The organism is Allomuricauda sp. d1, assembly GCF_039592695.1.
In the GTDB taxonomy this organism is placed as follows: domain Bacteria; phylum Bacteroidota; class Bacteroidia; order Flavobacteriales; family Flavobacteriaceae; genus Flagellimonas_A.
The window spans coordinates 146,803-159,638 of the sequence record NZ_JBBUTK010000002.1 but is presented as its reverse complement, the minus strand read 5'-3'; the positions used below and the strand labels follow the sequence as shown (position 1 = coordinate 159,638).

12 protein-coding genes are annotated in these 12,836 nt (G+C 41.8%); 6 read left to right on the top strand and 6 right to left on the bottom strand.

The features are described from left to right. Positions 1-49: 49 nt before the first annotated feature. Positions 50-961 carry a DUF302 domain-containing protein gene (locus AAAH86_RS07725; RefSeq protein ID WP_343486989.1) on the top strand — a complete coding sequence of 304 codons (912 nt, stop codon included), beginning with the start codon at positions 50-52 and terminating at the stop codon, positions 959-961. Between the two features lie 49 nt (positions 962-1,010). Here the strand turns inward: AAAH86_RS07725 and AAAH86_RS07720 are convergent, their stop codons facing one another. Together AAAH86_RS07720 and AAAH86_RS07715 are read right to left on the bottom strand one after the other, a co-directional pair. After that, the gene (locus AAAH86_RS07720; protein ID WP_343486988.1) at positions 1,011-2,366 is read right to left on the bottom strand and encodes a hypothetical protein; all 1,356 of its coding nucleotides are present in this window, start codon (positions 2,364-2,366) and stop codon (positions 1,011-1,013) included. 72 nt (positions 2,367-2,438) lie between these two features. Then, the gene (locus AAAH86_RS07715; RefSeq protein ID WP_343486987.1) at positions 2,439-3,701 is read right to left on the bottom strand and encodes a choice-of-anchor B family protein; all 1,263 of its coding nucleotides are present in this window, start codon (positions 3,699-3,701) and stop codon (positions 2,439-2,441) included. 57 nt (positions 3,702-3,758) lie between these two features. Here AAAH86_RS07715 and thiL point away from each other — a divergent pair, with 57 nt between their 5' ends. The 3 genes from thiL (at position 3,759) to AAAH86_RS07700 (ending at position 7,206) form a co-directional block, all read left to right on the top strand. Beyond that, the gene (gene thiL / locus AAAH86_RS07710) at positions 3,759-4,808 is read left to right on the top strand and encodes a thiamine-phosphate kinase (RefSeq protein ID WP_343486986.1); all 1,050 of its coding nucleotides are present in this window, start codon (positions 3,759-3,761) and stop codon (positions 4,806-4,808) included. 175 nt (positions 4,809-4,983) lie between these two features. Beyond that, positions 4,984-5,985, top strand: a complete 1,002-nt coding sequence (locus AAAH86_RS07705; protein WP_343486985.1) for an AraC family transcriptional regulator — start codon at positions 4,984-4,986, stop codon at positions 5,983-5,985. A gap of 84 nt (positions 5,986-6,069) precedes the next feature. Then, entirely contained in the window at positions 6,070-7,206 is a 1,137-nt protein-coding gene (locus AAAH86_RS07700; RefSeq protein WP_343486984.1) for an aminotransferase class I/II-fold pyridoxal phosphate-dependent enzyme, read from the top strand. Between the two features lie 17 nt (positions 7,207-7,223). On the opposite strand, the gene AAAH86_RS07695 is transcribed toward AAAH86_RS07700, so the two are convergent. After that, positions 7,224-7,478: a hypothetical protein gene (locus AAAH86_RS07695; RefSeq protein WP_343486983.1), complete on the bottom strand. Its 255-nt coding sequence runs from the start codon at positions 7,476-7,478 to the stop codon at positions 7,224-7,226. Between the two features lie 217 nt (positions 7,479-7,695). On the opposite strand from AAAH86_RS07695, the gene brnQ reads away from it, so the two are divergent. Both brnQ and AAAH86_RS07685 read left to right on the top strand, forming a co-directional pair. Beyond that, positions 7,696-8,973: a branched-chain amino acid transport system II carrier protein gene (gene brnQ, locus AAAH86_RS07690; RefSeq protein WP_343486982.1), complete on the top strand. Its 1,278-nt coding sequence runs from the start codon at positions 7,696-7,698 to the stop codon at positions 8,971-8,973. A 125-nt stretch (positions 8,974-9,098) separates the two neighbouring features. Continuing rightward, positions 9,099-9,743: a fasciclin domain-containing protein gene (locus tag AAAH86_RS07685; RefSeq protein WP_343486981.1), complete on the top strand. Its 645-nt coding sequence runs from the start codon at positions 9,099-9,101 to the stop codon at positions 9,741-9,743. 66 nt (positions 9,744-9,809) lie between these two features. Here AAAH86_RS07685 and AAAH86_RS07680 read toward each other — a convergent pair whose 3' ends face one another. The 3 genes from AAAH86_RS07680 to AAAH86_RS07670 all read right to left on the bottom strand — a co-directional run bounded on the left by AAAH86_RS07680 (position 9,810) and on the right by AAAH86_RS07670 (position 12,756). Beyond that, a complete protein-coding gene (locus AAAH86_RS07680) occupies positions 9,810-11,021 on the bottom strand; it encodes a tRNA modification GTPase (protein ID WP_343486980.1) in 1,212 nt (403 codons plus the stop codon). 200 nt (positions 11,022-11,221) lie between these two features. Next, positions 11,222-11,395 (bottom strand): hypothetical protein, encoded by a 174-nt coding sequence (locus AAAH86_RS07675; RefSeq protein ID WP_343486979.1) that lies wholly within the window; start codon positions 11,393-11,395, stop codon positions 11,222-11,224. Positions 11,396-11,457: 62 nt separating this feature from the next. Continuing rightward, positions 11,458-12,756, bottom strand: a complete 1,299-nt coding sequence (locus AAAH86_RS07670) for an aminopeptidase P family protein (RefSeq protein ID WP_343486978.1) — start codon at positions 12,754-12,756, stop codon at positions 11,458-11,460. Positions 12,757-12,836 lie beyond the last annotated feature (80 nt).

The window sequence follows — 12,836 nt, the reverse complement described above, 5'->3', positions numbered from 1 at the left end:
TATTCTGTCGGCATTCTTTGTCGACACTCACCCATTAAAACAAATCATCATGAGACACTTTGTATTTTTCTTGGCCTTTCTGATTTTTAGCCTTTCTGTTGGTTGCGACAAATTTACCGGAGACTTTCGATTCACACCAGACGCTGACGGACTCCAATATTCTAAAAGCACCGTTGATTTTGACAATACCTACAACAATATCGTCAGTACTTTGGAAAACAACCCCAACATCGGCATCGTGGCCCAAGTAGACCATACAGCGAACGCAGCGTCGGTGGACTTTGACCTTCGCAAAACACGTTTGGTCCTTTTTGGAAATCCTAATTTGGGTACGCCCCTGATGCAGGCGAATCAATTGGCAGGAATCGATCTGCCCCAGAAAATGATGGTATTCGAAAAACATGGAAAAACCTTTATCACCTATAACAGTGTTACCTATTTGAGCAATCGGCATAGCCTTGGGGGTGTAGCCACTTTAGATCGAATCGCCATGGCATTGAACAATATTGCCTCAAATGCATCAGGCGCCCCCGTAGAAGAAAATGCCTCTGAAGTGCAATCTGGGGAAGGTATTGTCACCATTGAAAGCGCCAATGATTTTCAGACCACCTATGATAAATTACGTTCTTCTATCGAGAAGAATGAGAATCTACGATTGGTAATCGAACTTGATCACCAGGCAAATGCCGCAAGGGTCGGTTTAGAACTGAGGCCCACAAGGTTGTTGGTCTTTGGAAATCCGAATTTGGGCACTCCTTTAATGCAAGAATCGGAAACAATGGCCATTGACCTGCCCCAAAAAATGTTGGTTTGGGAAAACGCTGAAAGTCAGGTCTTTGTTACGTACAACGACCCTGAATATGTAGCCGAAAGGCATGGCATTACCAATCAAAATGACATACTGACTACGATAGCGGGGGCACTGAACAATTTGGCAACCAATGCTGCCAGCTCTGAATGATGTTAGAAAGCGGTCAGTTTGACTTGATTCATGGACTGGCCGCTTTATTTCATTTGATTTTTATAATCACGGCATCGGAACTTCCCCCATTTTGAAGGCCTGATGCATCGGTGCTGGCCATTTCGCCCACCAAAACCAAACTGCCATCTTGATTTTCAATGGCATCAAAGCCATAATCCAAGCCTGAACCCCCAAACGTTTTTTGCCAGACAAGAGTGCCGTCACTATTAACCTTAATCAGCCACATATCATTTTCACCTTGGTTCTCTTCGGCATCGCTATCAATACTTTTGGAGTTTCCGGCAATGACGAATCCGCCATCTTGTGTTGGGCTGATACTTTCAGCGGCATCAAAATCAGTACCCCCAAGGGTTTTTTCCCACACCATATTGCCATTATCGTCTATTTTGACCAGCCAAATATCGGCTTCCCCATTGTTTTTTGATATATCTACGTCAGTGCTGAAGGTGCTTCCCGTCAAAATGTATCCTCCATCCAACGTTTTGGTAATGTCACGTGAAATGTCAATGCCCGTGCCCCCAAAGGATTTTTCCCAGAGCATGCTGCCGTTTTTATCCACCTTAACTACCCAAAAATCATAGCTGCCCTTGGCATCAGAGATATCAAAGTCATCGCTTTCGGAAGCGCCGGCCATCAAAAAACCGCCATCGTCTGCAGCGACCACACTGTAAGCCCGATCATTATTGGTGCCCCCAAAGTAGCGTCGCCATTGCAGATTGCCATCAGCATCCAGCTTGGTGCCCCAAAATTCGCCCACACCATGACGGGTGAGGTATTCGCCCTTTCCAAAATTTCCCTCTCCACCCGATTGGGTCACGTCTAAAAACCCCGCAAAGAAAAAACCACCATCAGCGGTCTGTACCACATCATAGGAATGGTCGTGGCCCGAAAATCCAAAACTCTTTTCCCATTCAATGTTTCCCAAAGCATCCAATTTCAATATCCAATTGTCATGAAAACCTTCGTTGTTGCTGCCATCGCCATCATCGCTCATGGCATAGCCCACAAGGGCAAACCCTCCATCTGTTGTTTCGACCAAGGATTGGCCCCGGTCATCTTTACTGCCTCCATAGGTCTTGTTCCATAATAGCGTGCCATCAGCATTTAAGCGAAGCAACCAATAGTCGTTTACTGCCAAATTTTTGTCTGTTACATCGCCATCAATACTGTTGGTAAAACCGAGCACGGCATAGCCCCCATCAGAAGTTTGGATGATCTTTTGGGCGGTATCTTCGCCAGAACCCCCAAAACTTGTCATCCAATCTATCTCACCCAAAAAAGAGGATTGTTGCTCATCGTTTTGATTGTCATCAGCATTATAGTTGTCTTCGGAGCAGGAAACAACTAAAATTGCCAGTGAGATATATTTTAAAAATTCTTTCATAGGTTGAAAATATGGGTGTCTACTTTTTCATCGACTGTGCTCAGCATGACAAGCAAGAACAATATCTATCGATTAGTCGCCTGATTTTTTGATGACAAACAATCCAGAATTAATATCATTGACAATGATTTTTCCGCTTTCAAAAAAGGGATACACACTCCACGCCCCCACAAAATCGGTTCGCTCGTCAGACGGAAAGGTGTCAAAAAACGCAACTTCCTCAATGATTCTGTCTTCAATCTGTGAAATGTTAAGTACTCGAACACCCGCAGCATAATTTGCCAAAAAGAATTTATCCCCTTTCACATATCCATTATGGTCAATGGCCGCCGTTGGGCCGATGTAGGTGGTATGGAGAACAGGGTTGTCCAAGTCTACCAAATCAAAGACCAGAGTGCGAGAGTCAAATCCAAAATTGACCTCATCCAATTCATCACCCAAAATAAAAAAGCGTTGGTCTTCAGTAAACCAGCCTTGGTGAGTGTAACCAAGTTGGCCGTAAACCAAAGTCGATATTTCTTGCGGATCTGCCTTGTCGGTGATGTCAACAATAGCTATCCGGTCTTCGTTGGCCCCAATAAAGATTTCGCTATTGGCATAATCAGTATCTGGCCCCGTATAGCTGACGACTTGGGCATCATGGGTATAGCCGTTCACACCATAACCCCCAACACCATTTGGGTTCAACGGATCGCTTACATCAATAAAATGCACCCCGCCGGCAAAAGCATCATTTCGGTCGGTACCCACCGGGTACGCAAAACCCATGGCTTCGTTGATTACAATATTATGGGCATTGCCAATGCCCGTATAGTTTTGATCCGCAGTAAAGTTTTGGGGTGGATCTGTAACGTTTCTCAATCGGGTCAAATCAAATATCTGCACCCCATGGTTGGCAACCTCGGCCACAATAAAAGCATGGTCACCGTAAACCTTCACATCCCTCCATATCGCCGAGCCTCCCGCTGAAGGCAACTTTCCCAAATAGACCGGGTTTTCACCATCGCTGATATCAACAAAGGCAGTTCCGTTATCCAATCCCACCAGAGCATACTCATTTCCTGTTGTGCTGTCTGTCCACCCCCAAATGTCATTGCCAGCACTAGCAGAAAATTCGTTGAGAGTGATTTTTCCAACCAGATCATACCCATTACACGGATAGATGTCAGCCATGCCATTTTCGCAGGGTGCCGATTGCACCATTGAAACAGGGTCGTCGTTCATCTGTTGTACATCGTCATCTGACGCCATACCACCATCATCATTGTCACTAGAGCAACCTATGCACAACAAAATACAAAGAAAAATCTGCCAAAAAGATTTTAAGGAATTCATGGCAACTCGCTTTTTGTTTAAAGATACGATTTAAATTATCCTGTTTACTTTTGCCAGATGTTGGAAGACAAAAATCAAGAGCGCACCTCACTGGAATCATTGGGAGAATTTGGCCTTATCGATCATTTGACCAAGGGTTTTGAGCTGAAAAACCCCTCAAGTGTCAAAGGCATTGATGACGATGCGGCGGTACTAGATTTCAAGGACAAGAAAACCATTGTATCAACAGATATGCTCATAGAGGGCGTTCATTTTGACCTCAGCTATATGCCCTTGAAACACCTGGGCTATAAATCGGTCATGGTCAATCTTTCTGACATCTACGCCATGAATTGCATGGCCACACAGATAACAGTTTCCTTGGCAGTTTCGAATCGCTTTCCACTTGAGGCCCTTGAAGCGTTCTACGAAGGCGTGGCCCTTGCCTGCAACCTTTATCATGTAGATTTGGTCGGTGGTGATACTACGTCTTCGAACAAAGGCATGGTCATCAGTGTGACCGCTTTGGGGATGGCAGATCAAAAAAAGTTGACCTACCGTTCAGGGGCCAAACCCAATGACCTATTGGTGGTCAGCGGTGATTTGGGTGGTGCCTATCTGGGTTTGCAGGTGCTCGAACGTGAAAAAGAGGTCTTCAAAGTGAACCCAAACAACCAACCCGATCTAGAACCTTATGCATACGTGGTGGAACGACAGTTGAAACCCGAGGCCAGAAAAGACATCGTTGAACTTCTGGAGAAATTAAACGTGCTTCCCACGTCAATGATCGATATCAGTGACGGCCTTTCTTCCGAAGTGCTGCATCTCTGTAGTCAAAGTGAGGTAGGGTGCAATGTATTTGAGGATAAAATTCCGTTGGACCCCACCGTAATTTCCACTGCTGAAGAGTTTAAGATGGACAGTACAATGATCGCGCTGAGCGGAGGGGAAGATTACGAACTGCTCTTCACCATTGACCAAAAAGATTTCGACAAGATCAAGGGCAATCCCAATCTATCGGTCATCGGCCACATGACCAACAAAAGCGAAGGGGTTCATCTGATAACCCGTGCCAATACCAAGATACCGATTACTGCTCGGGGGTGGAATGCATTGAAACAATCTTAATTGTCAAAATCAATGCATGGCGTAATTTTTTGATGCTCCACTGCAACACCTTCAAACAAAGCCTTTGATAAAATCACCATGGTGATTGATTGATATTGAAAGGCACATTTTTACTATCTTGAGAAAGCTTGTCGAATTTGAAGAAACTCTCTTTTCAAAAATGGGTCAAAATTTGTTGGTTATAACTTTATCCAGTATTGGTCTGGCACTGGGTTCTTTTTTTGGGATTTACCTATTGTCAACCACCAAATGGAAATCATTGCCGAACACCATATTGGGCCTGCTTCTCCTTTTTTTGTCGATTAGAACTGGCAAAGCGATATTTTATAATTTCTTGGAACTGCCCTTATTTGTCAAAAACCTTGGTTTAGCGGCTAATTTGGCGGTGGGCCCACTGCTATACCTGTATGGCAAGGCGCTATTGTATGAGAACTTCAAACCGCATAAAAGTCTCGTATGGCATTTTTTTCCGGCCATTTTATATGTCTTTTTTTGTTGGCTCATCCCCAATTCAACCGAAGATTTGTTCTGGTACGTAAGCTACTCTCTGATACTGCTACAATCCTACATCTATATTTTTTTGGGCCTAAAAACATGGTATGCCCAGCGTGAGCTGAATATACGCTCAATTTCGAATTGGTATAAAAATTTGACATTGTCGTTACTCATAATGTGGTCAATCTATGGCCTGATTTTCATTAAAGTGCTACCCTATCACATTGCTGGGGCTATATCTTTCAGTGTGCTTATTTTCATATTGGCATTCACCGGTTTCGACCAAGAGATAGTTTTCAGCAAAAACACCTTCAAAAAATATCAAAACTCTAACCTTTCTGAGGAGGAAGTCAAGAAATACCATGCCACTATCGTGAATGTCATAAAAAATAACAGACTCTATTTAGAGCCAAATTTGACCATTCAGCGATTATCTGAACTTACCGGCATTCATGTGAAAATTATTTCAGAAACCGTCAATAGGTGTGAACAGACCAATTTTCCTGGATTTGTAAACAGCTTTAGGATAAAAGAGGCCAAAAAATTACTGAAGGATACCAAAACAAACTACAAAATCGCAGCTGTGGCCTATAATTCTGGTTTCAATAGCTTATCGGTGTTCAACCGAGTTTTTAAAGACATCACTTCCTTTACGCCGTCAGAGTACAGATCCCTAATTTAATTATAAAACTATCCTTGATTCAAGAATCAGGAAGACTGACTTCTGTTCCAATTATATTTTAGAGGGAATCAAAAATCAGAAATTATGTCAATCAACAAACGTAGGGAATGGCTCAAACAAACCGCATTACTTTCAACAAGTATCGGACTTCCGACAATCAGTTTTGCCTCACTTAACAGGTCTACGGAATCTTTCAAAATGAATTCAGAAGAAGAAGTGGTCAGGTTACTCTTCAACGAGAATCCGTATGGCCCTTCTGAAAAGGTTTTAGAGAGAATTGATGAAGTAAAAAATAGAAGCAATAGGTATGCTAATTTTTTTAAGTATGATTTTCTAAAGCTGAAACAGCTTATTGCCCTGCAAGAGGGTCTAGCTCCAGAAAATATTGCTTTGGGGCATGGATCCATCCAGCCACTGATATGGATATCACTTCTCTATGGAGGGCCTGGTAAAAAAATTGTGGTTCCCGACCCCTGTTTTGATGTTATAGGTACGTTCGGTAAAAAAATTGGCAGTTCAATTAAACCTGTGCTGGTAGACAATAACATGAAGTTAAATCTCAATGCTATGGAAGAAGCAGTGGAAGATGATACCTCTCTCGTTGTTTTAGTGAATCCAAATAATCCAACAAGTACTTCTGTGCCGTCTGCCGAATTAAAGGAGTTCTGTACGAGAGTGTCCAAGAGATGCCCCATTTGTATTGATGAGGCCTATATACACTATTTGGGAGCAGATTGGCAAAAATCATCAATGGCACGTTTGATAGCCAACAATCCCAATATTATTGTCACAAGAACATTTTCTAAAATCTACGGCATGGCAGGTTTAAGAATGGGGTTTGTTATGGCCAATCAAGAGTTGATAAAAAAAATAGAAAATCAATTTATGATGGGGTTTCCTGGTAATATGCCCAATATTCTTGGTGTAGGTGCAGCTATGGCGGCTCTGGAAGATGATGCCTTTCTCAATCGTTCAAGAAAAATGAACGCTGATATGAAAAATCATATCTATTCGAAACTTGACGCTTTAGGCTATAGATATGTTAAAAGTGATGCTAATTTCTTCTACTTTGATACCCCCAATTATCAAAATTTCAAGGCCAAAATGAACAAGAACAATATATTGATTACAGGTGGATGGCCCTCTAAACCAACTTGGGGCAGGGTAACGGTTGGCACCGAACGTGAAATGGATATCTTCTTTAAAACGCTTGAAGCGTAGTTTTTTGAAGAAGATAATTAGGCAACACTACGAACGATTCGCGTGTGACGCTTGTGGTACATATCTTCCAACGTGCTGTTGATTTCCTGCATTTGCGGGGTCAAGGCTGAAAGTTGGCCACCTACATCTGTGGTCACTTGCTTTTGACAGTGAACACACTTGTATTCCTTAATATGCTCGGTCACCTTTTTTGAGACCACATAATGGTGGCCAAAAAGGCTGCAAAAAATGGAAAGAAAGGGATTTTTTTTCGGGGTAGTTGTATTTTTCATAAGTTGGATAATCGGGGCATTGTTCGATTCGGGGTCGTAAAATGCTGGTTTTTCTATTGTTGATTAGTATTGCAACGACAAACTGTCAGTTTTTATTTTCTAAAGAGTGACTTTTTCGACAAAAAACATTTTATCAGGCGAAATCTGTATTTTATCGATGATTTCAATGCCGCCTAATCTACAATTTTAAAGTACTTTCACCAAGCTTTCACTGGTAATGAATCGTAAAAAATCTGTACTGGTTGTCGCCTTCGCGCTCTTCTCACTTTTTTTTGGCGCAGGCAACCTTATTTTGCCCCCCCAATTGGGCTTTAAAGCGGGGGAATGGTGGTGGTTGGTCGCCGCTGGATTTTGCATCTCCGCGGTTCTGATTCCCATTTTGGGCATTCTCGCACATGCCAGATTGCAGGGCACCATGTTCGATTTTGCCAAAAAAGTGTCGCCCACCTTCAGTTTGGTGTATTGCTATTTGGTTTATGCCATTTCTATCAGCTTGCCCTCGCCCCGAACCGCATCTGTAACCCATGAAATGGGTGTCGCCCCTTTGTTCAATTCATCTTCATTGTTGACAAGCCTCGTCTACTTTTTATTGGTGTTTGTTTTTGTGATGAACCGATCAAAGATTCTTGATATTATCGGAAAAATTTTGACCCCGGCCATCATTTTGATACTTCTGGCAGTTGTGGGGATTACCCTTTTTTCAATGGATTTCAATTTTGGGGCATCTGAATTTCCGAATCCGTTTTCACACGGCATCATCGAGGGGTATCAAACTTTTGATGCCATCGGTGCGGTTGTCGTTGGTGGGGTCATCATTATTTCCATCAACCTTAAGAATCAAAATGTCGAGTACGTGCAGAAAAGAAGATTGATTGCACAAGCGGGATGGTTGGCTGGATTGGGTCTCGGATTGATCTATGCAGGATTGATCATCACAGGAGCATTGATGGGCAATGAATTTTCAAAGGATATCTCAAGAACGGCTCTTTTGAGCGGCATCAGTTTTAAGACTTTGGGAAGCACTGCCAATCTTTTTTTGAGCATTTTGGTTAGTCTGGCCTGTTTTACCACCGCTGTCGGAATCGTGACCGGTACGGCTGACTTTATCAAGGGGCGTTTCAATAATTCAAAAAAGGCCTATACCATCACTGCGATATTGGGCTGCCTTTTGGGAATTTTGATGGGCCAGCTGAACGTGGGGTACATCATTCAGGTGGCACTGCCCGTTTTGATGTTCATTTACCCTGTGACCATTGCCCTGATTCTGCTCAATGTGATTCCTGAGAAATATGCCTCCAAAACCGTATTCCGCTGTACGGTCATCACGGCCCTTATTTTTAGTGTTCCCGATTTTCTGTCCACCATCGGGTTCGGCGATCCAATAGCTCCTTTAAAAAGTTGGCTTCCATTAGCCTCATTTCACATGGGTTGGGTGCTTCCCACCTTTGTTGTTTTTCTTGTTTGCAATGCCGTAAATTCTTTACGCAGTACTTAGATTTAAGACAATCAGAAGAAAAAAGTGCTGTTTACCGTTTTTTAACGCAAAATTTCCCTTGTAAGAAATCCATCACAAGCCATCAGGCCGTACATATACTATATATAAATCAAAACAACACTATTATGAAAACATTGAACAATCTGAAAACTTTTCTAGTTGCAATTGCACTGATCACCTCATCGTATTCCTTCGCCCAAGAAGAAGATATGCGAAAAGCTGAAATGTCGGCCGACAAAGAAATGGCTGATAAAACCATGACTGAAGTTGGTGATGCAGCGATGTCATCTGACAACAACATTGTTGAAAATGCTGCCCTATCGAAAGACCATACCACTTTGGTCACTGCCGTAAAAGCTGCTGGCTTGGTAGAAACATTGCAAGGTGAGGGCCCTTTCACTGTCTTTGCACCTACCAATGCTGCTTTTGAGAAATTGCCCGAAGGTGCTGTTGAAAATTTGTTGAAAGAAGAAAACAAAGAAGACCTCACCGGAATCTTAACCTATCATGTCGTTGCAGGCAAACTGATGGCTAAAGACGTTTTGGCCGCCATTGAGGCCGGCGAAGGAAAAGCTGAGTTGACCACTGTGAACGGAGCTACTTTGTATGCCAAATTGCATGAAGGGAACGTAAAATTGAAAGACGCTTCAGGAAATTATGCCATTGTGACCATCGCCGATGTAGAATCATCAAACGGTGTGGTACACGTCATTGATGGTGTGGTGATGCCGCAAGCTGAGGAAGAGGAAGAAGAAATGGAAGAAAAGTAAAGTTTTCTAAAATTTATTAAAAAAAGCACCCGTATAAACGGGTGCTTTTTTATTACATAAACTTAATTAAAATATTGTATACCCAAATATGAGCGATACGGTTTCATAATCCGAATCCCATGCAGATTGAGTCGCCAATATATTTCGACTTGTACCATACCTAAACTGGGCACTATATCGATTTGAATATTTATATCCGAATCCAAACAAGATGTTATTGCTGCCCACTACTTCCAAATCAGAGAACCTTTCAAAATCAACCATAGAGCCAAAATCTGCATCAAACACCAATGATGCATCTAGAAAAAGTTTGGATTTTTCGGTCAAAAAAAGATAATGCCGTACTCCCACCGGCAGTTCAAGTGAACTATAGTCAACCACGACTTCATCATCGATAGGCACTGTACCTGTTGGAATGTTTCTTAAGGTTCGCTCCGCTTCGTATGATTGATACGTGGGCTCAAATACGATTGCCCATTTATTTTTATTAAAAGGAAGTAAAAATTCAAATTCTACGCCAATCCTTAATCCTAGTTGGCTACCAAAACCTATATTTCTTGCAGCCGTATTGTTATTTCTTATGCTTAAGGAAGCCTGCTGGATACCTGGCCTCAACGATAAATTAAACCAATCTTTTTTGGTATTGTCTTTAAAAACTATATAATTCTCTTTTTGGCACTCATTGAATTTTATAAAGATTTCTGTCAAATCTTTTGAGGAATAGTCTAATCTGCCTACATTTTCCCTAGAGATGGTTTGACACTTTAAGTCACTATAAATCTGTTGTTTATATCTATTGTTTTCCTTGACTGAATTTTCTACATCTTTGTATTTCTTGTAGACGAGTGGTTGAACAGAGCCGCTTTGGGTTGAATAAAAATACCTGTTAAGCAAACCTTCTTTATATGAAAACAATGAAGCATGGCCGTCAACCAAGACTTTCAGTAAAACCTGCATATTTTTAAATTCTGGGGCCTTTTTAGAACTTAAGCTATTTATTAAGCCACTTGATTGGTCCATGTTTACTGTATGCCTCTCAAACTTTATTTTATTTGCGATTCCAAATTCTTTAATTGAAAGAAAATTTCTTTTTTGAATTTCATCATCAAGGGATATTTTATATTCTATTTCGGAAGGATTGTTTTTCCAGCCATAATTCTTGATGTAACAGGTCACTTTTTGATTGGAATTATCAACAAAATAGCCTTTTTGAAATGAAAGTTGTGAAAAAGAGTTTAAACTTAAAATAAGTGAAATCGACAATAATATGTTTTTCATAAATATGATTTTGGCAAACAATTATAACGCTTTTTCTTACAATTATTATATCAAAATCGTTTTCAAAGGAAGCTTTTGATTCATTGATTTTCCAACCTTCTCTACCTTAAGATATTATCTACGATAAAAAATTATTTAGCTTTCTATCTCATTCTTCGACAAGCTCAAGATGACGACGGTTTGAAATGAACAAGCTATAATCACGAATCTTTTCGCCTTTTTCGATAATAGTAAATGCCATACGCTATGGCAACCAACACCACGAAAGGCAGGTATGTGCCAATGACCACTCCGATTTCGTAGGCACTATCGGGTGCCTTTTGCATCTTCTTTTCAATGTCGGGTTGTTGAATAAAAAGTAATTCGTGAATCATTGTAAAATTTAGATTTTTCACACTCCCTTTGGTCGGCTCGAAATGACACCATTAACAATTAACTACGCTTTAGCGTTCATCAACTCTTCGATTTCTTCAGCTTCAATGGGTATGTTGCGCATCAAGTTGAAAGGCTCGCCATTTTCTTGAATGACCACATCATCTTCCAATCGAATGCCAAACCCCTCATCGGGAATGTAAATGCCCGGCTCTACCGTAAACACCATATTGGCCTTCATGGGTTTTTTTAGTTCCCCGTAATCGTGGGTATCAAGACCGATTTGGTGGCTGGTGCCGTGCATAAAATATTTTTTGTAGGCAGGCCAATCGGGATTTTCGTTTTTGACATCCGACTTATCCAAAAGTCCAAGTCCGATCAGTTCTGAGGTCATGATCTTGCCGACTTCTTTGTGATATTCCTTCCACAGCGTACCGGGCACCAGCATCTTGGTCGCCTCGTTTTTGACGCGGAGCACCGCATCATAAACTTCACGCTGCCGCTTTGAAAATTTTCCGTTTACGGGAATCGTTCGTGTCATGTCGCTGGAATAATTGGCATACTCGGCACCGACATCCATCAAAATCAAATCCCCACTTTTACACTGTTGGTTGTTCTCCACATAATGCAGCACGTTGGCATTGTTGCCCGAAGCGATGATGGGTGTGTAGGCAAAGCCACGTGAGCGGTTGCGGATAAATTCATGCAGGTATTCGGCCTCGAGTTCGTGTTCCCAAACATCAGGCTTGGTGAATTTTAAAATTCGTCGGAATCCTTTTTCAGTAATATCGCACGCACGTTGCATGATTTCTATTTCTTCAGGTTCTTTTACCCCACGAATCTGTTGTAAAATCGGATTGCTTTTTGCCCATTGGTGTGCGGGAAACTCCTTTTTGACCATTGCAATGAAGCGGTCTTCACGGGTCTGCGTCTCCACCGCTTGGCGATAATGCTCGTTGGTATTGAAATAGATGGTATCGGCCTCGGTCATCAAATCAAAAAATACCTTGTCAAAGTCCGACAGCCAATAAATGGTTGCAATGCCCGAAACCTCGGTGGCCTGTTCTTTGGTGAGTTTGGCCCCTTCCCAAACGGCAATGTGCTCATTGGTCTCGCGAACGAACAAAATTTCACGATGCTTTTTGTCCATCGCATCAGGAAACAATACTAAAATGGTCTCTTCTTGGTCGGCACCGCTCAAATAAAAAATATCACTGTGCTGCTTGAACGGCATGGTGCTATCAGCGCTAATTGGGTAAATATCGTTCGAATTGAACACCGCAAGGCTCTTGGGCCGCATCTGGGCCATGAACTTTTTACGGTTTTTAATAAAAAGGGAATTCGGTATTTGGGCGTATCGCATATAATAATCGGTTTTTTCAAAATTAGGTAATTGCGAACCCCAAGACAAATGCCTAATTTCCCCCAGCTAAATCAAAATTA

What these genes read in the sequence shown, in the direction of transcription:
- AAAH86_RS07695 (WP_343486983.1), bottom strand. Translation starts at nt 7,478, where the DNA reads ATGAAAAATACAACTACCCCGAAAAAAAATCCCTTTCTTTCCATTTTT.
- AAAH86_RS07680 (WP_343486980.1), bottom strand. Translation starts at nt 11,021, where the DNA reads ATGAAAAACATATTATTGTCGATTTCACTTATTTTAAGTTTAAACTCT.
- brnQ (WP_343486982.1), top strand. Translation starts at nt 7,696, where the DNA reads ATGAATCGTAAAAAATCTGTACTGGTTGTCGCCTTCGCGCTCTTCTCA.
- AAAH86_RS07715 (WP_343486987.1), bottom strand. Translation starts at nt 3,701, where the DNA reads ATGAATTCCTTAAAATCTTTTTGGCAGATTTTTCTTTGTATTTTGTTG.
- AAAH86_RS07700 (WP_343486984.1), top strand. Translation starts at nt 6,070, where the DNA reads ATGTCAATCAACAAACGTAGGGAATGGCTCAAACAAACCGCATTACTT.
- AAAH86_RS07670 (WP_343486978.1), bottom strand. Translation starts at nt 12,756, where the DNA reads ATGCGATACGCCCAAATACCGAATTCCCTTTTTATTAAAAACCGTAAA.
- AAAH86_RS07685 (WP_343486981.1), top strand. Translation starts at nt 9,099, where the DNA reads ATGAAAACATTGAACAATCTGAAAACTTTTCTAGTTGCAATTGCACTG.
- AAAH86_RS07720 (WP_343486988.1), bottom strand. Translation starts at nt 2,366, where the DNA reads ATGAAAGAATTTTTAAAATATATCTCACTGGCAATTTTAGTTGTTTCC.
- AAAH86_RS07725 (WP_343486989.1), top strand. Translation starts at nt 50, where the DNA reads ATGAGACACTTTGTATTTTTCTTGGCCTTTCTGATTTTTAGCCTTTCT.
- AAAH86_RS07675 (WP_343486979.1), bottom strand. Translation starts at nt 11,395, where the DNA reads ATGATTCACGAATTACTTTTTATTCAACAACCCGACATTGAAAAGAAG.
- thiL (WP_343486986.1), top strand. Translation starts at nt 3,759, where the DNA reads ATGTTGGAAGACAAAAATCAAGAGCGCACCTCACTGGAATCATTGGGA.